General features: G+C 41.2%; 24 protein-coding genes. 1 reads left to right on the top strand and 23 read right to left on the bottom strand.

What is annotated here, in order from left to right; translation table 11 throughout:
• Window positions 1–24: 24 nt before the first annotated feature.
• The 13 genes from ytpR to O3622_RS03150 form a co-directional block, all read right to left on the bottom strand.
• Window positions 25–651, bottom strand: a complete 627-nt coding sequence (gene ytpR, locus O3622_RS03210; protein ID WP_000578272.1) for a YtpR family tRNA-binding protein — start codon at window positions 649–651, stop codon at window positions 25–27.
• A gap of 14 nt (window positions 652–665) precedes the next feature.
• Window positions 666–983 (bottom strand): thioredoxin family protein, encoded by a 318-nt coding sequence (locus O3622_RS03205; RefSeq protein WP_061415742.1) that lies wholly within the window; start codon window positions 981–983, stop codon window positions 666–668.
• Complete coding sequence (locus O3622_RS03200; protein WP_371607011.1) at window positions 980–1,279, bottom strand: DUF4651 domain-containing protein; 300 nt, start codon at window positions 1,277–1,279, stop codon at window positions 980–982. The genes O3622_RS03205 and O3622_RS03200 overlap by 4 nt, the downstream gene beginning before the upstream one ends.
• Window positions 1,280–1,373: 94 nt before the next feature.
• Window positions 1,374–2,447 carry an N-acetylmuramoyl-L-alanine amidase family protein gene (locus O3622_RS03195; protein ID WP_371607010.1) on the bottom strand — a complete coding sequence of 358 codons (1,074 nt, stop codon included), beginning with the start codon at window positions 2,445–2,447 and terminating at the stop codon, window positions 1,374–1,376.
• Between the two features lie 117 nt (window positions 2,448–2,564).
• On the bottom strand, window positions 2,565–4,172 hold the full coding sequence (locus O3622_RS03190; protein ID WP_371607009.1) for a CTP synthase: 1,608 nt from the start codon (window positions 4,170–4,172) through the stop codon (window positions 2,565–2,567).
• A gap of 329 nt (window positions 4,173–4,501) precedes the next feature.
• The gene (gene rpoE, locus O3622_RS03185) at window positions 4,502–5,092 is read right to left on the bottom strand and encodes a DNA-directed RNA polymerase subunit delta (RefSeq protein ID WP_000418415.1); all 591 of its coding nucleotides are present in this window, start codon (window positions 5,090–5,092) and stop codon (window positions 4,502–4,504) included.
• Window positions 5,093–5,333: 241 nt separating this feature from the next.
• A complete protein-coding gene (locus tag O3622_RS03180; protein ID WP_371607008.1) occupies window positions 5,334–5,780 on the bottom strand; it encodes a hypothetical protein in 447 nt (148 codons plus the stop codon).
• A gap of 2 nt (window positions 5,781–5,782) precedes the next feature.
• A complete protein-coding gene (locus O3622_RS03175) occupies window positions 5,783–6,064 on the bottom strand; it encodes an STAS-like domain-containing protein (RefSeq protein ID WP_371607007.1) in 282 nt (93 codons plus the stop codon).
• On the bottom strand, window positions 6,039–7,208 hold the full coding sequence (locus O3622_RS03170) for a hypothetical protein (RefSeq protein WP_371607006.1): 1,170 nt from the start codon (window positions 7,206–7,208) through the stop codon (window positions 6,039–6,041). The genes O3622_RS03175 and O3622_RS03170 overlap by 26 nt, the downstream gene beginning before the upstream one ends.
• Before the next feature lie 6 nt (window positions 7,209–7,214).
• Window positions 7,215–9,863: a valine--tRNA ligase gene (locus O3622_RS03165; RefSeq protein ID WP_371607005.1), complete on the bottom strand. Its 2,649-nt coding sequence runs from the start codon at window positions 9,861–9,863 to the stop codon at window positions 7,215–7,217.
• 13 nt (window positions 9,864–9,876) lie between these two features.
• Entirely contained in the window at window positions 9,877–12,894 is a 3,018-nt protein-coding gene (locus O3622_RS03160) for an ATP-binding protein (RefSeq protein WP_254736402.1), read from the bottom strand.
• A gap of 39 nt (window positions 12,895–12,933) precedes the next feature.
• Window positions 12,934–13,503: a GNAT family N-acetyltransferase gene (locus tag O3622_RS03155; RefSeq protein WP_371607004.1), complete on the bottom strand. Its 570-nt coding sequence runs from the start codon at window positions 13,501–13,503 to the stop codon at window positions 12,934–12,936.
• Window positions 13,504–13,759: 256 nt separating this feature from the next.
• Window positions 13,760–14,155 carry a helix-hairpin-helix domain-containing protein gene (locus O3622_RS03150; protein WP_000038697.1) on the bottom strand — a complete coding sequence of 132 codons (396 nt, stop codon included), beginning with the start codon at window positions 14,153–14,155 and terminating at the stop codon, window positions 13,760–13,762.
• A gap of 218 nt (window positions 14,156–14,373) precedes the next feature.
• On the opposite strand from O3622_RS03150, the gene O3622_RS03145 reads away from it, so the two are divergent.
• Complete coding sequence (locus O3622_RS03145; protein WP_001058555.1) at window positions 14,374–14,679, top strand: DUF898 family protein; 306 nt, start codon at window positions 14,374–14,376, stop codon at window positions 14,677–14,679.
• A gap of 42 nt (window positions 14,680–14,721) precedes the next feature.
• On the opposite strand, the gene O3622_RS03140 is transcribed toward O3622_RS03145, so the two are convergent.
• From O3622_RS03140 to nusA, 10 genes are all read right to left on the bottom strand, one after another.
• Entirely contained in the window at window positions 14,722–14,976 is a 255-nt protein-coding gene (locus O3622_RS03140; protein WP_000119707.1) for a DUF1912 family protein, read from the bottom strand.
• A 9-nt stretch (window positions 14,977–14,985) separates the two neighbouring features.
• Entirely contained in the window at window positions 14,986–16,320 is a 1,335-nt protein-coding gene (locus tag O3622_RS03135) for a DUF438 domain-containing protein (RefSeq protein WP_371607003.1), read from the bottom strand.
• Window positions 16,320–16,553, bottom strand: coding sequence for a DUF1858 domain-containing protein (locus O3622_RS03130; protein WP_000368739.1), 234 nt, complete (start codon window positions 16,551–16,553; stop codon window positions 16,320–16,322). The genes O3622_RS03135 and O3622_RS03130 overlap by 1 nt, the downstream gene beginning before the upstream one ends.
• A 261-nt stretch (window positions 16,554–16,814) precedes the next feature.
• Window positions 16,815–16,997 carry a hypothetical protein gene (locus tag O3622_RS03125; RefSeq protein WP_125397660.1) on the bottom strand — a complete coding sequence of 61 codons (183 nt, stop codon included), beginning with the start codon at window positions 16,995–16,997 and terminating at the stop codon, window positions 16,815–16,817.
• A 1-nt stretch (window position 16,998) separates the two neighbouring features.
• Window positions 16,999–17,778, bottom strand: a complete 780-nt coding sequence (locus O3622_RS03120; protein ID WP_247929978.1) for a hypothetical protein — start codon at window positions 17,776–17,778, stop codon at window positions 16,999–17,001.
• 257 nt (window positions 17,779–18,035) lie between these two features.
• Window positions 18,036–18,386, bottom strand: a complete 351-nt coding sequence (gene rbfA, locus O3622_RS03115; RefSeq protein ID WP_247924436.1) for a 30S ribosome-binding factor RbfA — start codon at window positions 18,384–18,386, stop codon at window positions 18,036–18,038.
• 166 nt (window positions 18,387–18,552) lie between these two features.
• Complete coding sequence (gene infB, locus O3622_RS03110) at window positions 18,553–21,339, bottom strand: translation initiation factor IF-2 (RefSeq protein ID WP_371607002.1); 2,787 nt, start codon at window positions 21,337–21,339, stop codon at window positions 18,553–18,555.
• Window positions 21,340–21,355: 16 nt separating this feature from the next.
• A complete protein-coding gene (locus tag O3622_RS03105) occupies window positions 21,356–21,655 on the bottom strand; it encodes a YlxQ-related RNA-binding protein (RefSeq protein WP_001041403.1) in 300 nt (99 codons plus the stop codon).
• Window positions 21,648–21,941 carry an RNase P modulator RnpM gene (gene rnpM, locus O3622_RS03100; protein ID WP_000857560.1) on the bottom strand — a complete coding sequence of 98 codons (294 nt, stop codon included), beginning with the start codon at window positions 21,939–21,941 and terminating at the stop codon, window positions 21,648–21,650. The genes O3622_RS03105 and rnpM overlap by 8 nt, the downstream gene beginning before the upstream one ends.
• 21 nt (window positions 21,942–21,962) lie before the next feature.
• Window positions 21,963–23,099 (bottom strand): transcription termination factor NusA, encoded by a 1,137-nt coding sequence (gene nusA / locus O3622_RS03095; protein ID WP_371607001.1) that lies wholly within the window; start codon window positions 23,097–23,099, stop codon window positions 21,963–21,965.
• Window positions 23,100–23,136 lie beyond the last annotated feature (37 nt).

The raw sequence follows: 23,136 nt of genomic DNA, 5'->3' as shown, positions 1-23,136 counted from the left end.
GGTCTATCAAATACCGACAATTTCCTAGGCCGTCCAGTGTTTGGCTGGGTCAAATGGAGTTCCGACAACTTGGTCTTCTGATAATTCAATAACCCCACGTTTTAGCGGAGCATTTGGCAAGGCAAGTTCACGAGGGCTGCACATCATACCAAAACTCTTTTCACCACGAAGTTCGCCTGGGAAAATGAGATTGCCTTTTGGCATCATAGCTCCAGGAAGAGCTACAATGGTTTTCAACCCAACACGCGCATTGGGAGCCCCTGCAACGATTTGCACTGTCTTATCACTTGCAACGGCCACTTGACAGATGTTGAGGTGGTCGCTATCTGGATGGGCTACCATCTCAACAATCTCACCAACAACAAACTTAGGTTCCTTGTCATTGACAATTTCTTCTGTAAATCCTTCCGCCTGCAATTCTTGGTTCAAACGTGCTACTTGCTCATCTGTCAAAAAGACTTGACCGCGCTCTGCAATTTCGAACAAACTTGAAACTTCGAAAATATTCCAAGCTACTGTTTCCCCATTATCTTTGAGGAAAACACGGGCTACTTTGCCTTTGCGCTCCACGTCTAGTTTGGCATCTCCGCTGTTTTTCACGATGATCATAAGGACATCGCCAACATGCTCTTTATTATATGTAAAAATCATTGTTTTCTTTTCTCCTATTTCAGTCCAGCTAAAAAGTCGTTGATTTGTTCCTTACTTTTACGGTCGCGATTGACAAATCGGCCGATTTCCTTGTCCTTTTCTAGCACAACAAGGCTAGGAATCCCGTACACATCCCAGAGTTTGGCTAGATCCATGTACTGGTCACGGTCCACTCGAATAAAGGTGAACTCTGGATTTGTCTCCTCAATCTCTGGCAAGGCAGGATAGATATAACGACAATCGCCACACCAGTCCGCCACAAAAAGAAAGACCTTCTTGCCATCTTGCTCGACAAAACCTGCTAGTTCTTCTATACTATTGGGAGTAATCATAAGACTTCCTCCTCATAGATCAGGTCTTCATTTTCATAGACAAAGGTGTAATGACGGCCATCCTCGAAAATGACTCCTCCGACAAGTCGCTCTAGGCTACTTTCGTAGACTTGAACATAGAGAGTCGCAATCTCACCCATATCTGAGAAAAGTTCGCGCACGATAGCGGTCAACTCTTCTTGCGTCTTCATGAGTTTGTGGTTATCTGCTGCTTTTTTGGCACCCAAAGCGAGGGCACTTAGACCAGCCACAGTCAAGCCAGTCATCCATAATTTCTTAGCTTTCATACCTTTCATTGTAACACAAAAAGGGCTCTAGGACAAATGAGGAAGCAGTATATGGGCAAGTAAAAATCCCCTTCCCTCAATGAGGAAAGAGGACATCTAATTCTTATTGCCAGGCGCCTGAGTTGCCAACGTAGTAACCATCAGGTGTGTAGGTATTGCGAAGCATCTTACCTGATGAAGCTAGATAATACCACTTACCATTGTTTTTGACCCAATCATTCGCAATCATGGCACCAGAAGAACTTACATAATACCATTCTCCCTTGTCAAAAATCCAAGTGCTTACTTTCATAGAGCCTGAAGTTGATAAATAGTACCACTTGCCTTGGTCGTAAAGCCAATCATTAGAAATCATAGCTCCTGATGATTTAAAGGCATACCAGTTGCCACCTTGATAGAGCCAAGTTTGATTAAACATAATTCCTTTATCATTCATAAAGTACCAAGTTCCATTGTCTTTAACCCAAGCATTTTGAACTAGTTGGCCTTGTTTTTGATAGTACCAATTTTGGTCTGATTTTAGCCAGCTTTCTGCTTTTACAATCGGATAAAGTTCTCGGAAGGCTCCTACCCCCTTGTAGGAATGACTGATCGATTCTGGTTTTGTAAGTTTTAACTCACCATTGTCATGGTCTTTCCAAGCATAAACTTTTTGACCATTGATAGTCTCTGGTAAGGTAGCAGTGTAGGTCTTGGTTTGATAGTCCCATGTTGTATCAAGGTAGGTGTAATGGTCTTTTGATTCTTCAATACGGTAGTAGCCACTTTTCTCACCATTATATACATCATCTACCACTTTAGTGGACCAGATCTTTACTTCATTTCCACTCTTGGCCTCGACCTTGATATCTCCTCTATAGCCATAAGGTACGTAGAAATTCAGGTAACGCCCCTCTGTACCGACCATAGACTTGTCCTTTTCTTGGCCTAGGAAATTGACTGTCTGATCTTGACCATTGAGACTGACCATCCACTCAATTTTCTCAGTTTTTGGCAAATCCAAGACTTTGATATCTACTTCATGGCCATTATTAAATCGAAGAATTTTGCCATCTTGATACTTAACCCCACCCTTAATAACCCATTCTTCTTCCAATTCGAATGCTTTTCCTGAATGAGGGAAAGCCAGTAAAGCTAAACCTGCTAGAGACAAACAAAATAGTGTGATTTTTTTCATTGTATATCCTCCTTAGGAATTATTATATTAATTATATCACTATCTATTTTTTTTGCAAATCTTATCCTAAATATGCTAGAAAAACCTCTGAGATTATTCTCAGAGATTAGAAGATAACTAGTTACTATTTTCAACCGCTGCAGTAACAAAGGCAGTGTAGAGTTCTTCTGGACGGTTCGGACGACTGGAAAGTTCAGGGTGATACTGACACGCCACAAAGAATTTATTTTCAGGAATTTCCACGATTTCTACCAAACGATTATCAGGTGAAACTCCTGAAAAGACAAAACCTGCCGCCTCAAACTGTTCACGAAAGGCATTGTTAAACTCATAACGGTGTCGGTGACGGCGTTGCACCACTTCTTGATTGTGATAAGCAGCCGCTGCTTTAGAGCCACGTTTCAACTTAGATGGATAAAGTCCCAAACGAAGGGTGCCACCCATATCCTCAACATCAACCTGATCACGCATGATATCAATGATAGGATATTTTGTTTCTGGTGCAAGTTCAGCAGAATTGGCCCCTTCAAGACCCAAAACGTGACGAGCAAACTCGATACAAGTCAACTGCATTCCCAAGCAGACTCCCAACATTGGAACATCATTCTCACGCGCATAACGGATGGCTTGGATTTTCCCTTCCGTGCCACGTTGACCAAAACCACCTGGCACGATGATTCCGTCCGCATCCGACAAGAGCTCTGCCACATTCTTTGCCGTCACATCATTGGCATTGATCCAATTAATCTTCACTTCTGCGTCGTTGGCATACCCAGAGTGTTTCAAGGCTTCGACCACTGAGATGTAGGCATCTTGCAACTCCACATACTTACCAACGAGGGAAATCTTAACTTGTTTTTTCAGGTTCATGACCTTGTCCACCATGGATGACCACTCTGTCATATCCGCTGCTGGTGCATCTAGTTTCAAATGGTCACAAACAATTTGGTCCATACCTTGTGCCTGCAAGTTCAATGGAATTTGGTAAAGGTGTTCAACATCCAAAGACTCGATAACAGCTTCTGGAGCTACGTCACAAAACTGAGCTAGTTTGTTTTTAATTCCTTGACCAGCTGGTTTTTCTGTACGAATGACCAACATATTTGGCTGGATTCCCAAACCGCGCAATTCTTTTACAGAATGTTGAGTTGGCTTGGTCTTCATCTCACCAGCAGCCTTGAGGTAAGGAAGCAAGGTTGTATGGATGTACATGACGTTATCTGCACCCACATCTGCCTTCATCTGACGAAGAGCCTCTAGAAATGGCAAGGACTCGATATCCCCAACGGTTCCACCAACCTCTGTGATAATGACATCAGAGTCTGTCGTTAGAGCGGCACGCTTGATTTTTTCCTTCAAAGCATCTGTGATATGAGGAATGACTTGGACAGTTGCCCCAAGGTACTCGCCACGGCGTTCCTTACGAAGAACTTCACTGTAAATTTTACCAGTTGTCACGTTGGAATATTTGTTGAGATTGATATCGATGAAACGTTCATAGTGACCCAAGTCCAAATCTGTCTCAGCCCCATCATCTGTCACAAAGACTTCTCCGTGCTGGTAAGGACTCATAGTTCCCGGATCGATATTGATATAAGGGTCAAACTTCTGAATGGTTACTTTGAGACCACGATTTTTCAAGAGACGCCCCAGACTTGCTGCCACAATCCCTTTCCCAATAGACGACACCACACCACCAGTTACAAAAATATATTTCGTAGACATAGATTCCTCTTTCTAAAATGCTCAAGGCCTTGTTAACTACGAGGGGACATAGAAAACAAGACCCTTATGAATAACGACATTTCAAGAAAAACTTCCTGAAAAACAAAAACAGCTCCCTAGTAACTAGGGAGCCCCGACCTCTAAAAGAGGTGCCCGAACAATATAATACCTCAAAGCAGAACATTTGTCAACCCGAATTGGTAAAAGATGAAAAAAGGAGATTGTTTTCAGAAAACCAACTAAAGATTCGCATCCAAACAGATGACCTGTTCAACTACTTTGCTCAAGCAACAAAAAAGGAGATCTTACGATCTCCTCTGTGAAGTCTTTTACTCTTCTTCACTCGTTTCAGCATCATCGTCAGAAAACTCGTCGTCTTCTTCGTTAAGATCCACGTCTTCACCCAAGTCATCAGGAGCGATTTCGTTGATTTCTGCATCGTAAGCTTCCACTTCATTTTTCTCATCATCTGGGTTTTCATCATCATATGAAAGAGCTGGGTCTGCTTCGTATGCATCTTCATCTTCTGGATCATCTGCATTGTAGTCAATGGCATCTGAATCACCATCCATAAAGGCATTGACACGTTTTTTCTTAGCTTTTGGTGCTACTTCATCGTCGTCACTTTCTTCAAGAGCGATGATTTCTTCGTCGATTTCGTCCACACCATACCATGAACGAAGCCCCCATTTGTTGTCTCCGAGAGAGATGAAGCTACCGTCAAAGTTCAACTCTGTGTAGAACAAAGGCAAAGCTTCGCGGATATCGCTGTTTGATGTTCCAAGGTAGTTTTGAATTTCGTTTACAAGATCGCTAAAATGCATCTCATGATCGCGACCACGAAGTTCCAAGATAGCACGCGCTACCTCAATCATAGATAGTTCACTTTTTTCTTGCCCAGCAAATACTTCTAATTCCAAAGCGTTTCTCCTCATTTTTACTACTATCGCCAGAGCAAACAGACTCTGACCTCATTTTATCACGTACTCTTTATTGTACGATAATTTTGCGGAATAGTCAAAGGTTAAATGGGAGAAAGTGACAGGACTTTTTATTTCTTTGCTACCCAGCCGATGGTGTCGCTAGGTGGGTTGGTACGGGCACGAATTGACTGAATTTTCATGTGGTAAGCTACTTTCTATAATAAAAGTTAAGTAACGTTTAACCTTTATTCAATTTTTTTAGTAGAATATTATAAAGTTTGCTAATTTTCTCTCTTGATTCTGATTTAAATTTCCTATATTTTTCATCATCATCAACAGTATTTAACACTATAGAATAATAGTTCTCTATCTCCATGATATAATCTGTAAGAAGTTTATAAAATTTCTCATCAGTGAATTTATAAAAACTAGATTTTTTTCTAAGGATCTTTAAAATATCTGTCATATCAGTAATACCAGTTAATTTAATCCTACCATTAGTATGAATATAATTGATATCAGATTCAACTTTTGGTATTTTATACTGCATAAGTTCAAAATATATATCTTGAAAAATTTTAGAGTTTTTTTCTCTCTTCAATTTTATATTTTCAAAAATTAAATTAATCACAAAAGTGATAACCGATAATATAATAGCTATTGCTGATAAAACATTACTCCACATATCTATTCAATAGCCTCCTTAATAGAGTAGTCTAAATTCTCGTTTTCAAAAACAAGAGTATATTTAGATTCAACTCTTTTTTTACCAATTTTTTCAAGTTCTTCTTCAAAAAGACCTTGAAAAAAAGATGATGCTACATTTTCGATTTCAGGTGGAAAAATTAATTTAATTTTTTCCTCATCCTGTATATAAGGCTTTATTTGATTTTTAAAAATTTCTTTCCCTTCTGGATTACCAGCCAAGCTTATGTATGTTTTTTTAAATGTTAACTTTATTTCTTTCATCTTCACTATCCTTTTTTTCCAAAACAAAATTCAAATTATAACCAACACCAGGTAAATATATTTTTGATTTAGAATATACTTCCTTTTCTGGTTTAGCAGACTGAAAGTCCGAATTCGAGAATGAGATGTAACCTTGAGAATCTTCATTCAATAAATTATGATGAAACTTCACTAACTCATGCCCGCTCATTATATAGCAATAGTTGCTTTCCGAATAATCTATAATCGATTTAAGAAGTTTAGTACTTCCTCTACCACCACTAATCATTGTATCTTGCCTACCCGATATTTCATGTTGTAAAGAAGCAATAATCCAAAAAATATTTTCAGTATACTGTTGATTAAAGAAGGTTTCATGGATATTATAAATTCTCTTTATATCCTGATATTTTACACCCATTTTACAAGGATGAGACTGTGTAATTTTATTCTTTACTAAATCACCCATTTTTATTGTAGAAAAATTCAATATAACAACATTTAAAGCTGAAAAATTTCTATCAGGTTTTTGAATATGAACAAAACTATCAGAATAATCTATATCCACTAAGCAATCAGATCTCCCGTGTTCTATAGCGTTTCCTACCAATTCGCCTATAGTATTAGCAATGGAAAATAAAATCTTTTTATCATCAATTATAAATAAATTTTTTAAAAAATTTACTATTGTCGAGGAAAAAGACGAGAAGTCATTTTTAGAGGTTACCCATAATCTCAAATGTGTCCGTGTATATTTTACTTGAAATTCCGTCAAAAATTTTTCAAGCGAGTAATTTCCATTAGGCGGATTTAAGTATTTTATAGGTGAATCGTAAATTCCTGAAGATACCACGTTCCTAGTTACTTCTAAATAGACTGATACAACAAAACCTTGACTAATTAGATAAAAACAGATACATTCAAAATAAATATAAGACAATTTATCTTGTAACTCTATGGAATCAAAAATAAATTCTATATTTCGGATTAGTTTAGGTTTTTCTAGAATCGATGTTGAAAAAGAAATAATCGAAGACAATAAATCTGCATCGAAATTTTTAATCTTTGTTCTGAAAGAATAATATTTTTTCCCTTTTTTATCTTTCTCTAATCGTGGTTTATAATTAGAATGATTAGAGAAAATCAAATCTACATTTTGACTCATAGAATATCATCTCAACTTCTTCATCTCATCAATACGTGCGACGGTCGCATCGTACTTAGCTTGGTAATCGGTTTGTTTGTCGCGTTCTTTTTGGACGACTTCTGGTTTGGCATTGGCTACGAATCGTTCGTTAGAGAGCTTCTTGCCTACCATATCCAGTTCTTTTTGCCATTTAGCCAGTTCCTTGTCGAGACGAGCCAGTTCTTCTTCGACATTGAGGAGGTCTGCCAGTGGCAAGTAGATTTCTGCTCCTGTGATGACGCTTGACATAGCGAGTTCAGGCGCAGGGATGTTTGATGCGATTTCCAAGTGTTCTGGATTTGTGAAGCGTTTGATGTAGTTGACATTGCTGTTAAAGAAGGCTTCCAAGTCGCTATCGCTTGTCTTAACAAGGATGGTGATTGGCTTGCTTGGTGCTACGTTTACTTCCGCACGCGCATTACGAACGGCACGGATCAAGTCTTTAAGACTTTCCACACCTGTGTGAGCCGCGAGGTCTTCAAAGGCTGGGTTGACAGTTGGGTATTCTGATGTAACGATAGAGCCTTCTGAGATTTGTCCAAAGATTTCCTCTGTCACAAATGGCATGATTGGGTGAAGCAGGCGCAGGATTTGATCCAGCGTATAAAGGAGGACAGAGCGAGTGATGACTTTCTCGTCTTCATTATCGCTGTAAAGCACTTCCTTCGTCAGCTCCACATACCAGTCGGCAAATTCATCCCAGATGAAGTTGTATAGGATGTGGCCAGCCACACCAAACTCAAACTTATCGAAGTTCTCAGTCACCTTGCCAATGGTTTCATTGAGGTTGTGGAGAATCCAGCGGTCAGTGACATTGCCTGCCTGACCAGCCGCCACCTGAGCGACATTCTCACGCGCCGCATCTAGCGTCAAGTCTTCATTGTTCATGAGGATATAGCGGGAAATGTTCCAGATCTTGTTGATGAAGTTCCAAGAAGCATCCATTTTCTCGTAAGAGAAGCGGACATCTTGTCCAGGGGCAGAGCCATTTGATAGGAACCAACGTAGGCTATCTGTTCCGTACTTATCAATAACATCCATCGGATCAATCCCATTTCCCAGTGACTTGGACATCTTACGTCCTTCCTCATCCCGAATGAGACCATGAATCAAGGCATTTTTGAATGGCGACTTGCCTGTAAATTCCAAACCTTGGAAAATCATCCGAGATACCCAGAATGGGATAATATCATAACCAGTCACCAAGGTTGATGTTGGATAGTATCGCTTGAAATCTGCAGAGTCTACATCAGGCCAGCCCATGGTTGAGAATGGCCAAAGGGCAGAACTGAACCAAGTATCCAAGACGTCTTCGTCCTGAGTCCAACCGTCGCCTTCCGGCGCTTCCTCACCAACATAGATTTCGCCGTCTGCATTGTACCAGGCTGGGATTTGGTGACCCCACCAGAGCTGGCGAGAGATAACCCAGTCGTGGACATTTTCCATCCATTGGAGGAAGGTATCGTTGAAACGAGGTGGGTAAAATTCTACCTTGTCGTCTGTAGCTTGGTTGGCAATAGCATTCTTAGCCAATTGATCCATCTTGACGAACCACTGGGTAGACAGACGCGGCTCAACCATAACGCCAGTCCGCTCTGAGTGACCAACACTGTGGACACGTTTTTCGATTTTAACCAGAGCACCGATTTCTTCCAACTTGGCAACGACTGCTTTACGAGCTTCAAAACGGTCTAACCCTGCAAATTCGAAGGCCAAGTCATTCATAGTTCCATCATCATTCATCACGTTGACTTGTGGCAAGTTATGGCGTTGACCAACCAAGAAGTCATTTGGATCGTGGGCAGGCGTGATTTTCACGACACCTGTACCAAACTCAGGATCTGCGTGTTCGTCCGCCACGATTGGGATCAGTTTATTAGCGATTGGCAGAATAACGTTTTGCCCAATCAAGTCCTTGTAGCGTGGGTCTTCTGGATTGACCGCAACAGCAACGTCCCCAAACATCGTCTCAGGACGAGTAGTCGCTACTTCGAGGGCGCGTGAGCCATCCTCCAGCATGTAGTTCATGTGGTAGAAAGCACCTTCCACGTCCTTGTGAATCACCTCGATATCAGAAAGGGCTGTGCGTGCAGCTGGGTCCCAGTTGATGATAAACTCACCACGGTAGATCCAGCCTTTCTTGTAAAGGTCCACAAAGACCTTGCGAACAGCTTTTGACAAGCCTTCATCAAGAGTGAAACGCTCGCGAGAGTAGTCGACAGAGAGCCCCATCTTGCCCCATTGTTCCTTGATAGTAGTGGCATATTCGTCTTTCCATTCCCAGACCTTATCGAGGAATTTCTCACGACCCAGGTCGTAACGGCTAATGCCCTCGCCACGCAAGCGTTCCTCAACCTTAGCTTGAGTCGCAATCCCTGCGTGGTCCATCCCTGGAAGCCAAAGCGTATCGAAGCCTTGCATACGTTTTTGACGGATGATGATATCTTGCAAAGTAGTATCCCAAGCATGACCAAGGTGAAGTTTACCAGTAACGTTTGGTGGTGGAATCACGATTGAATAAGGCCTAGCCTTTTGATCGCCTGAAGGCTTGAAAACATCAGCATCAAGCCATTTTTGGTAACGACCAGCCTCAACCTCGGCTGGATTGTATTTAGGTGAAAGTTCTTTAGACATGTGTTTGTCCTTTCTAGTTAATTTCTAAGCTACTTTGATAAGCATCTAAAATGTCAATAGTATCTCTTATAATAGGGCTCTGTGTGGCTTTGTAAAGAGATTTATTCCCAATAATATAAAACTCTTCTTTAGCTCTAGTCGCTGCAACGTTTAAAATATTGGGTTCAGAGACAGCCCAGCGAGCAGCCCCCTCACTCATATTATCTGCTCCAAGCACAAAATATACAATCTTATTTTCTTTTCCTTGGAAAGTATGTACCGTCCCTACATTTATAGGTTTTCCATTCTCCCGCTTTGTGAAACCGATTTTATCTAGTTCTTTTGCTAGTTGAACCGATACATTTTTAAAAGGAGTAATGACATAAATATCATCAAATTCCTCATGTCTTTTCTGCAACTCTTCTTTCAAATAATCAGCTTGCTCAGGAACAAATTTATCCTTAGCACCTCCACCAACGTCAAACCATTCTCCCAGACCTCGAGCTTCTTCCTTTCCTTGAACCATTAAATTATCATAAGAAATTTTATTGGAAATACTGAACATCGGATCACTAGAACGACGATGAACCCAGAGAGGAAGTCCTATCCATGTCCCATCTTGTTTTTTAAAACCATATCTACTAGCAGAATCCATCAATTCTTGCGTTGATGATACAAGATATTTAGAGGCTATCTTGTGGTGCTGTGCTAAAAATCCTAAAATATTTTTATCCATAGTCTGTACTGGTTGTATTTGAGAAGGATCCCCAACAGCCATAATATGCTTACTTCTAAAAATAGCCCCCACACTTGCTTGAGGTAATGCCTGACCAGCTTCATCAATAAATACATTACCGATACTATTTTCAGGCAAGCACCGAAACATGGAATTAAAGCTTGCAAAAGTTGTACTAATAACTGGAACAGTGAAATTGACCCAACTCCACGCAGCTTTATATAAATCACTAGCATTATCTCTCATTGAATAGTTTTGAGGCTTCTCCCAAATCCATAATGCTTTTTCAAAATGCTTTTTATTGTCATATATAAATTGCTTCCTAACTGCCAGTGCTTTAATAAACAAACGACTCTGCTCTTCTCGATAGTCATCATCAAACCAAAAATTTGATACCTGTAGTTCTTCATATGGAACAGAAAAATTCAACTTTTTAACAGGGTATGTAGCAAGTTCCGATTGTAATTTCAAAATTTTTTCCTGATGACGAATTAATTTATCTTCTTGTTTAGATTTCCATTCATTATACCTCTGTTGCCTTTGACTCAATTGATTTAATTCAAGTTCATGCATTTTTATCTCTTTTTGCAAACCGTGGCAATATTGACTTTCATCATGTACTTTCTTCAGTTCTGCTTTTAGACTTTCATTCGCTTGATTCAATCTCGTAAAATAAGTATCTAATTTCGATGGTGTGAAAAGTCTTTTTAACCATAAGAAACGTGGAGCTTGTAATTTTATCAACTCAACATCTTGTGCTGCTATCTGTTTGTTAACATTTAACATAGAAATAAGACGCTCATGCTCAAACAGCTCAGATTCTATTTCCTTTTTACTATTTTCTAATTGAATATGTTTATCCCGTATTTTAGATAGTTCTGAACGTCTTTGGGCATCATCCTGATGAAACTCTATCTCAACCTGCTGGTAAGCATTTTTCAATTTTACATGCAATCGAATCTTATCTGCTATATCTTGCATCTTTTCTCTTTTATCAAATAGCTTCTGATATTGAATTTTAAACTCTTCGTATACTGATGGGTTCGATTGAAATTTATCCGAATTCAACTCTTGTCGTATTGCTTTTAAAACATTTTGCAGACGGTCTCTATTCTGTTTTTTTCCACCTTCTATCGAAAACAATCCCCAATATTTTTTGTCGTTAGAAACATCTTCATCTTCTAACAATAAATCATTACTGATTTCAGCAAAGTAATCAATTTTCTTTAATTCATCTAACCAATTTAATTTCTGATAAATTTCTTTTCTTTGGGGTAATTCATTAACAATATTTTTAACAGCACCATTATTAGAACTTGCAACTACGATTCCTTTTTCTGCAATTTCTTTTGGTAATTTTGCAATAAGATCTAGTTTGTCATGACAAACTAGATTCCCTTTAAGCTTAGGAGCCGATAATTCACTAATAATTCTCGCCTGTTCCGTTACCAGATCTGCAAAAATATCTTTTAAAAGTGTCGTTTTACCAGTCCCCGGAGGACCATTGACACTTCTCACATCTTCATCCGCATTCGAAGCTAAATTTACAGCTACTTGTTGCATCATGGAAAGAGCATATTCAGGGTTACTAGGAAATCTTCCTAATGGATAATTTTTCGGTTCAAGTATAGTTTCTAAATCTTTGGGATTAAAATAGGATGATTCTTTATTGCCGTCCAAATTAACCCTTACAGAATCGAATCCTGATAAATAACGATTGAGATTTTCATTATAAATTGATTTTGCATATTTCAAATCCTTTAGAAAAAATGAATGTAAATTTATTTCGTCAGCAAAATTCTTAACAAAATAATATCTGCAATCACTTGGTGAAATCTCATACTTTTTGAGAAGTTTACTAAAAACTTCATTGAACTCTCCATCAAGAAACGCCTGACCTAACTGTTCTCGAAGCTCATTTTCTGCTATTAAGAAATCTTTAGGCAATTCCCCATTTTTGAAAATTTGCCCACTCATGGTTAAAAAAAACTTATCAGCTAAAAACTTCAAATCTTTATCAAAGTATAGAGCAAAAGTAAATTTATAAGAAGCTCTTCCCAATTCTTCCTCCGTCGCCTTTAAATTGTATTTGCCTCTTAACGCTTCAATAATTTTTCGAAAAGGGAAAATTCCACAATAAACAGCAATCCCTGAACTAGATTTTAATTTTTGACGTTTAAAAAAATCTTTTAATATTGATTGATAATCATCCCCTTGAAAAATCTTATACTTAGAATCACTTTTTTCAATATTCCCTTCTGATAATTGTTCTACTGTAATCCAAGCATCTAATATTTGATTATGACTACTTCTCATCATGTCTCCTCTTAAAAAATATAAAAGCAAGAATATATCTTACTCGTAAAAAAAACTCCCCCACTCACTCCTCAGCAAGCCATATATGAGACTGTCACAGCGGTTTCCTTGAACATCCTTTCTGTCCCGGATGCGAGCTTCGAGGGTAAAGCCAAGTTTCTCTGCAACTCGTTGACTTTGAAGGTTATAACCAAAGCAAGTCATCTCAATCTTATGAAGACCCAGTTCTTTAAAAGCTAGGTCAATCAAGGCACACGCTGCTTCTGGAACATAACCTAAACCCCAATAATCTGGATGTAAGATATAGCCAATCTCCAAGACATCATCCTCGTGACGACGAGGGAAATCAACAGAGCCGATGACCTTATCGGTTCCTTTAACGACAATTCCATAGCCCGCTGGGAGATTGTTCTTTTCATTACGCTCGGGAAGGATATGCTCTAGATAATAAATCTCATCTTCCAAGGTCTTGACGGGCGGAAAACCTGCTGGGTAGGAAACTTCTGGCCTACTGGCATAGTCAAAGATATCCACAACATCAGCCACGGTACGGACTCGTAAGACTAGCCGTTCGGTTTCTAAACGTTCTGGCAACTCTGCTCTTGTCATCCTTCTACCTCGCTTTCTACAAAAAATCGTCCCTGCCATCTACATGACAGGGACGAATATGCTTATCCGCGGTACCACCCAATTTCGGGCAAGGCCCGCATCTTTGTTTATTTCAATTTTTCATCCATCAGCAACCAGTTTTGACACATTTGTGGACTTCTCAGCGCCGCCACTTTCTGTAAAATGTGGGATCCAAAACACCTCTAATGGCTCTATTGTAGCAAGTTTTTCTCGGAAATGCAAGGCTCAAGAAAGATTACTTGAAGCTGATTCCGTGCTCTTTTAATTTCTTGATGGTAGCTGGGCCAATTCCTTTCAAGGCGAGGAGTTCTTTTTCAGTCCAGTTTTTAAAGTCAGCAGCCGACTTGATACCTTCATCATAGAAAGTCTTAGCACGATCTACTGAGAGGCCACCCAAAGTAGCTGCGAAATCTTCTACTGAATTCGCCACTTTTTGAGCCTGTTCCTTAGTCGCTTCTACTGCTTGTTCCACTTTTTTAGAGACAACTTTTCCTGCTTCGCTGGCAGATTTTTCTGCGTGTTTCACGACTTTCTTGGTCTCTTCTACAACCTTGGTCACCGTATTTGAAAAAGCACCTGAACGACGAAGGCTATTTCGCAATTGTTTTTTACGTTGGAGTTTCTTTGACATGATAAAATCCTTTCAATAAAAAATCCCTGCTCTGACAAGGATTTAATAAAGATATTCTATCAAGATTTTGGGAAAAAATCAAGAAAGGAAACAAGATTACCCTTAAAAATCTAGCCATCTTTTTCTTTCAGTCTAATTTGACAATGATTCGACTTCTTGATAAAATATGCAGTAATGTGCAAGACTGATTCACGTAAAAAGCTGATAAGGAGAACAATATGAATAACGAAAGTTACTTTGACGGTGGTCTTTTGAGCTACGTTGGACATGCTATCCTAGCCATGCTTATCATGGGATTTACTGTTGGAATCGCTACACCATGGGCAGTTTGTATGATGCAAAACTGGAAGGTTAAGCACACTGTCATCGATGGACGTCGCCTTTATTTTGACGGAACAGGTTCTCAATTATTCGGGAACTGGATCAAGTGGTTCTTGCTCACCATCATCACCTTGGGCATCTATTCATTCTGGTTGCATATCAAAATGGAACAATGGATTACCAAACACACACATCACGTATAAACAGAAAAAGTGCGTTCATACGCACTTTTTGATTTGCAATGATTAGTAGTTTCTCTCGCCAAACAATCCTTCTGGTAAATCATGGAATCCCTTGCCTGCCTTGAAATTTTCGAACTTACCAAGCAAGAACTGGTAGGCATCCAAGCGACTTTCGTAGCGAATCATGGCATCTTTGGCACGTTCGTCTTGGTCTTCTTCGTAGACCTTTTGACTTTCCTTGTGCGCCATGTCGTTGATCATGATCTGGGTATTGACCCAAGCTTCAAATTCCTTCATAAATTCTTGTTCGTAACTCATTGATTCTCCTTATTCTAATCCACGGAAGTAGTCCGTATCAATCTCACGATAGGGCTGGATGTCCTGAACATACTCTAGCACGCCTTGAAATTCCCCAGCTTCATCGTGCACTGCAGCGTAGGTGATGTGGACAAACTTGCCTCGCGACTCAGACTTGAACCACATTTCATACTTGTCCTTTTTACCTTCACGAAGACCTTTCATAACGGCCTTCACCTTTTCTAGGTACTTAGGCGGATGGCAGAGTTCTACATTACGCCCGACTTGGGACGGCGTCCGTTTGAAAATCATCTCATCAGCTGGCGTATTGTCATTGTAATACTGGAAAATATCGTCTTTATTGACAAAGGTAATCTCCATAGGGAGGTTATTTAGGATGTGGTTGGCCTGCTCGACGGAGAGATAGCCATTGCCAAATACCTGTTGACTATGGCGGTCCAGCACTGCTTCCTTTTCCTTAGGGGTAAAGGTAATGGTGAACTGGCCTTCTGGTGTATCGATAACTTGCTGAACTTGACCTTCTGCCGTGTCTAGTTGAACAGGTTCCTCTGCACTCTTTTCCTCAAGGAAACTCTGGCGTTCTGGAACCCATTTCTCAGACGGACGGACGATGGCATAGCCGTAAGCATCGCTCTCCTCCGCAATCTGAAGCCAATCATCCTGGGTGAAAGACTCAAGGAGAATCATGAGAAGGATGGACTCTTCCTTGAAAATCATACTTTCAAACTCTGTCGCAAAAGCTTCAAAGGCCTCCTTTACAGTGGAAATCGCCACTTCAGGTAGTGACTTGGCTGTCGTTAAAGCTGTTTGAAAGAGTTCTCTGATCTGATCATCCACTCCCCACATAACTTTTGGGGGTGAATCGTGACCATAGCGCTCCATGATGGGGAAAAAGAGCTCTTCCTTGCGCTGGTAGTGGATGTCAAATTGCCCCAACAGCCCCATTTGACGGACCAAGCCCTTGCGCATCTCTGCCAGCATTTCCTCATCTTCCATAGACTCATAGGTATCCAACAGTCTCCGAATGCGAATCAAAGCTGCACGGAGAGCCAGATTTTCATCCTTGAAGACGCGAACTGGGTGGCCAGGGTGTTCAGTATCCTCCACTTCGACGCCCTTAACAGCATTTTTAAAAAGATTGGCATGGACATCACAGAGCTCCATGACATCTTCAAAGGTAACACCTGAGTCTGAGTTCATCAGCTCGTGCTCCATGAGGGAAATCTCGATGGCTGAAACACCCGTAAAAGTCGCATCAAAACGCTCCTGAACTGACTCAGGAGAGGCACCATTGTGCAATTCTAACAAAATATCCCGTAGGATATGAATCCGTTCATCTGCCATTAGTCTAATCCAATCACTTCGTAGCCATTCGCTTCTAGCGTGCGGACAATCTTGTCCATAGGCGTTCCTTCGAGTTTAGAACCCTGCTTAAGCGATACTTTGCGACCGACTGTATTGCGCATCAAGGGATTAGCAAGTGGTTTAAAACCGAGCTCCACTAGGATTTCCAAAACTTCTGGGTGCTTGTCTACCACTTCTGCAACGGGTATTGACACATCGATGATATTGTCCATGACGACCTCCATTGTATGTTCTAATACTCAATGAAAATCAAAGAGCAAACTAGGAAGCTAGCCGCAGGTTGCTCAAAACAGTGTTTTGAGGTTGTGGATAGAACTGACGAAGTCAGTAACCATACCTACGGCAAGGTGAAGCTGACGTGGTTTGAAGAGATTTTCGAAGAGTATAAAATGATTTTACTGCTTATATTATACCACATGGGAAGAGATTAAAAAACTAGCAGCGGAGTTCCTGCTAGTTTCTTTCATTTCAAGTTATTCCTTATCATCTGGTTTTACGAGCCACTGGGCTACATCCATCAACTTGTCAGTAAGCAGTACTTTCCCGAAACCTACTAGAGCATTGTCGTCTTTTTTCATGTTCTTCAGGACTTTGACGCTTTGCATCACAAAAAAGTAATTCCCGTAAGTCTTGGCTAGAATTTTAATGAATCCCATATTACTCTCCTTCGATGATTTCGACCTCTTTTCGGATAGTATCAACGTCTCTTTGATATTGCACTTCATTGTAGTTGACTAGCTTGGACAATTCCTGTTGCAATCTTTCTCCCATCGGTTTCATGGTCGCAAAGGTTAAGCCACCAGAAATGACTCCACCTAGGATAGGAATCACTTTCCCCATCCCTTTGGCTAGACCTCCTTTTGTCAGATTGACACCAAAAATTTTCAAAACTTTTTCTAAAATTGGATACCAAAGAGTTTTTGTCAAGGCTTTCTTGTTCACTACTTTTATAACTTGCTTGGCTACTGTCACACCGCCTGATCGGAGCAGGGCACCTGCGCCATTTACTCCCAGCATCACACCGAGATACAGTAGAAGTGTGTTTTTAGCTTCCTCGCTTAACTCATTGCGCGATGCCCAAAGATCATCAAATCCGTAAATATACCCTAGTTCCTGAGCTAGTTTTAATGAGAATGCATAAAACTGGGCTACGTCTGTCGGGATAGTGATCGCCATGATAATACCTCCAGGTAGACCAGCCAAAACCGAAGTTCCACTGGCTAACAGGACATTATCCTTAATACAGGCCTTGGCCACTCTATCTAAGCTTTCCTGGGGTAATAAAGCCGTCGGTCCTTGTTCTAATAAGGTAGCAATGTCCTTGCGATCTAATTCCTTGGAAAACTTTTCTACTAAAAATTTCTCTCGATCAACTTTGACTACGGGTAGTTTCACCACTTGTTGTAGTACTTGCATAGCTATATCTTGTTTAGCCATATATCTCTCCGTTTTTCATTTATATCAAGCTTTATCATATCATACTATTTGAAATTTACAAATTTTTTAAACTGCGTTTTACAAGGGCAATATATCGATGATTAGCAAACAAACTACTCCGACAAGAAAAAAGAGGGGAATCCCCTCTTTCTTATACTCAATGAAAATCAAAGAGCAAACTAGGAAGCTAGCCGCAGGCTGTACTTGAGTACGGAAAGGCGACGCTGACATGGTTTGAATTTGATTTTCGAAGAGTATTAGTTCTTATCCAGATTGCGTAGCATTGCGTCAATCTTGTTTCCATATTCGATGGACTCGTCTTTGACGAAGATCAAATCTGGGATTTTGTACAATTTCAAATTGCGACCAAGTTCACGTTTGATGGTACCAGTTGCTTTTTCAAGCCCAATTTGAGCTTTTTGGTTATCCGAAGCAAGGTTACTCAAAATGGTGTAGTAAACCTTGGCTACAGACAAGTCACCTAGCATCTGAACATCGGTGATGGTCACACCTTGGACACGCGGATCACGGACTTTCTTTTGCAAAATCTCATTGACTTCACGCTTGATTTCCATGCCCACACGATCCGTACGGAAATGATTTGCCATGATATTCCTTTCTCTACTTTGAACCAAAAGCTAGGCCAGCAGACCTAGCTATTTTTATTAGATAGAGGAACTAGAGCCATTTGAATCTAGGAAACAAGCCTTAGATAGAACTAAGGGTTCATCAAGGCGCTGTTGACGACGAGTCAAATCGGCTATCGTTTCTCTATTATCGTTTGATTTCTTCCATGACATAGGCCTCAATCACATCATCAGTCTTGATATCATTGTAGCCATCAATCATCAATCCACCTTCACGACCGTTTGTAACTTCTTTGACGTCGTCTTTGTAGTGTTTCAAGCTTGCGAGTTCGCCGTCATAGATAACGACACCGTCACGGATAACACGAACTTTAGAGTCACGAGTAACCTTACCGCTAGTAACCATAAATCCACCGATGGTTCCCACTTTAGACACTTTGAAGGTTTCACGGATAATCGCTTCACCGATAACTTTTTCTTCAAATTCTGGGTCAAGCATCCCTTTCATGGCTTCTTCCATCTCTTCGATAACCTTGTAGATAATGCTGTGGAGACGGATTTCAACATCGTCAGCCTCGGCTTGTTGACGTGCTTGTGGTGTAGGGCGGACGTTGAAACCAACGATAAAGGCATTTGAAGCTTCCGCAAGGGTCACGTCAGATTCGTTGATGGCACCGACTGCCGAGTGAACGATAGTAACTTTCACACCTTCCACATCAATTTTTTGAAGTGAGGCAGAAAGGGCTTCAACTGAACCTTGTACGTCGGCCTTTATGATAACGTTGACTGACTTGAGTTCACCAGCTTTAAGTGTATCAAAGAGGTTTTCAAGGCTGACACGTTGGGTAGCTTGACGTTGTTTCATGAGGGCACGTTTCGCACGCTCTTCACCGGCTGCACGCGCAGATTTTTCATCTTCGTAAACGGCAAAGTGGTCACCTGCCATTGGCGCTTCGTTCAGACCTGTGATAGAAACTGGTGTTGATGGTCCAGCCACCTTGACACGACGACCAAGGTCATTGGTCATAGCACGGACACGACCGAAGGTATTTCCGACAACGATTGGGTCTTGGACATTCAAGGTACCTTGTTGAACAAGAAGGGTTGCGACCGCACCTTTCCCTTTATCCAAGCGCGCTTCAATAACCGTACCGATAGCACGCACTGTTGGGTCTGCCTTGAGTTCTTGGATTTCAGCTACAAGAAGGACTGTTTCCAACAATTCTTCGATATTTTGGTTGAATTTAGCTGAGATTTCAACAAATTCAGAATCTCCACCCCAAGCTGTTGACATAACCCCATGCTCTGCCAATTCACCGATAACACGTTCTGGATTGGCACCTGGTTTATCAATCTTGTTGATAGCCACGATAATTGGAACGTTTGCCGCTTTTGAGTGGTTGATGGCTTCGATTGTCTGAGGCATAACCCCGTCGTCGGCCGCTACGACCAAGATGGTAATATCGGTAACAGATGCACCACGCGCACGCATAGAAGTAAAGGCCGCGTGTCCTGGTGTATCAAGGAAGGTGATCTTCTTGCCATTTTCCACGATTTGGTAGGCACCGATATGCTGAGTGATACCACCTGCTTCACCTGTCGCAACACGAGAGTTACGAAGGGTATCCAAGAGGGTTGTTTTACCATGGTCAACGTGTCCCATGATGGTTACAACTGGTGGACGCTCAACCAATTCATCTTCGTTAAGGTAGCCATCTTCGACAAAGAAACGTTCGATGTCGGCATTATCCACTTCAACCTTTTGTTTGGCTTCGATACCATAATCCACCATGAGGAGTTCGATGGTTTCTCCATCCAAGGATTGATTTTGTGTGGCCATCACACCCATCATAAAGAGTTTCTTAACGATTTCAGCTGGTTCACGTTTAATACGTTTTGCGATTTCCGCAACAGTCATACCATCTGTATACTCAAATTCTGTTGGCAATTCGTGGAACTTACGCTCTGTAACAGGTTTTGGAGTCTGGTTACGGTTGTTTTGCTTGTTCCCTTTTTTATTTTTCTTGTTGTTATTCCAGTTACTATTTCTTTGATTTCTCACTTGATTCTGACTACTTCGATTCTTTTGTTGTTTTCTAGGACCATCTTCTTCGTGATCATAATCGTCACGTTCTTTGTCTGGTCGAGCTTGTTTTTTACGACGTGTATCCACTGGCGCTTCTTTCGCTACAGGAGCTACTGTTATAGCTGGCTGCGTTTGTTCAGCTAACTTAGCAGCTTCTTCAAAGATTTCCTCTGGCTCCTTGCGTTTGTTAGCTTGAGCCAAGGCTTCTTTGGCTGCTTGCGATTGTTTGAAGCGCTCCTCGCTTGAGCGTGCGTACTCTGCATTTTGCTCTGCTTTTAGGGCTGCTGCACGGGCTTTAAAGTCAACACGTGGGCCAGCTTGTTTTGGCTGGAAGTCTTGTTGCTGACGGCGATCATTGCCACGATTCCCTTGACCTTGTGGTTTTTTCCCTTGGTCGTTAAATCGGCGATTGTCGCGGTTCCCTTGACCAGGTTTGCCACCATTACGGCCGTCGTTTTTCTGACGGTTGCCGTTTTGTTGTTGGTCACGGTTGTTGCCCTTGTTTTGTTTGCGTCGCTCTGCCTGCTCTTTGGCACGCGCCTCACGCTCCGCCTTGAAGTTTCGACTTTGTGGTCTTGCGGCCACTACTTTTTCTTCTTTAGGAGCTGCAGGTGTAGCTGATTTACTTTCTTCCTTAGCGACTACTGGTTTAGCTGATACAGGCTTTTCTGCTTTCTTTTCTACACTTGCTTTTGGTGCTGCAGGTTTTGCTTCTGCCTTAGGAGCAGGTGCAGGTTTAAAGCTAGCTGCGATTTGTTCAGCAGCAGCAGCTTCCACGCTCGATGAGTGGCTTTTCACATCCAAGCCCAACTCTTTTGCACGCGCTACAACTTCTTTACTTTCTTTTCCAAGTTCTTTTGCGATTTCGTACAATCTTTTCTTAGACAAATTATGTCCTCCTCTTCTATTCCATAAGAGACCTCATTTTCTTTGTAAATCCAGCATCTGTCACAGCCAAAACCTTTCTCGATTTTCCGACTGCTATGCTTAATTCCAGTGTTGAAAACACGGTTATAACTTCTACTTGATAATAGTCACTTTTATCTTGAATCTTCTTGGTCAGATTGGGACCAGCATCGTGGGCTAGAAAGACTAGCTTGGCTTTCTGGTCTTGGATGGACTTGACCACCAATTCCTCACCTGATATGATCCGGCCTGCTCGTTGAGCAAGTCCCAAGAGATTGCTTATCTTTTGCTTATTCAAGTCCTAACTCTCTTCTTTTCACTTTGTGATCCACATAAGCGATCAACTCGTCATAAAAGCTTTCTTCCACTTCCATGTTAAAGCTGCGGTTAAAGACTTTCTTCTTTTTTGCCTCTAGGGCTTCTGCATTGTCTAGCTTGATATAAGCGCCACGGCCATTGGCCTTGCCTGTCGGATCGATAAAGACCTGTCCTTCTTTGTTCTTGACAATGCGGAGTAAATCACGTTTATCAATCACTTCGTTGGATACAACAGACTTGCGCAAAGGGATTTTTCTTGTTTTCATCTTTCCCTCCTCTAGCAGCTTTTATTCTTCGATCAATTCGTCCGCAGTTGCGTAATCAATTTGACCTGCTTCTTCCATAGCTTCAAACTCACTGGCAGACTTGATATCGATACGGTAACCTGTCAAGTGAGCTGCCAAGCGAACGTTTTGTCCACGACGACCGATAGCAAGAGAAAGCTTGTTATCAGGTACAACGACCAAGGCACGCTTGCTGTCATTTTCATCAAAGATAACTTGGTCAACCTCTGCAGGTGCGATGGCATTGTAGATAAACTCAGCTGGATCTGCTACCCACTCGATAACGTCAATGTTTTCTTCAACAGGAATCATACGGTCGCTCTTAGCATCATAACGAGCTGGGTGGAATTTGCTGGTGATTTTCTTGATATTGGCACCACCACGCCCAACGATTGTCCCGATAGCGTCCACATTTGGATTGTGGCTACGAACAGCAACCTTAGTACGGTCACCAGCTTCGCGGGCTACGCTCATGATTTCGACAGTTCCATCGTAAACTTCTGGAATTTCTTGCTCCATCAAGCGTTTGATCATTTCTGGATGGCTACGACTGACAAAGACGTTGACACCACGAGGGTTGTCTTCAACCTTGTAAACGTAGACTTCGATACGGTCATGGGAAGCAAACACCTCTCCAGGGATTTGATCTTGTTTTGATAATTGGGCTTCGATGCTGCCAAGGTTGACGTAAATAAAGCGGTTGTCAAATCGTTCTACCGTACCAGACATGATTTCTTGTTCATGTTCTTTATAAGTATTGTAAGTGATGGCACGTGTTTGCTTGCGCATTTTTTCCATGATGGTTTGTTTGGCAGATTGGGCAGCTACACGACCAAACTCAGCAGGTGCTTCTTCAAACTTGATTTTGTCACCAAGCTCATAGGCTGAATTAATGGCAAGAGCATCTTTCAAGCTGATTTCCAAACGGCTATCAAATACTTCATCAACAACTTCACGGACAGTATAGACAGTAAAGTCTCCTGTTTTTTCATTGAAGTCGATGGCTACGCTGTCAGATTGACCATAGCGTCTGCGATAAGCGGAACGAAGCGACTCTACTACTGCCTCGATAATGTCTTCTTTTTTGATTCCCTTGTCTTCTTCCAAAATGCGGAAGGCCTCTAGCATTTCTTTACTCATGTTTTCTTTGCTTTTGAATCCTCAAAAGCTATCCTTT

Origin of the sequence: Streptococcus sp. 27098_8_51, from assembly GCF_041432205.1 — a bacterium.
GTDB lineage: Bacteria > Bacillota > Bacilli > Lactobacillales > Streptococcaceae > Streptococcus.
Note: the sequence above shows the minus strand (reverse complement) of the source record. Positions and strands in the feature narration are given on the sequence as shown.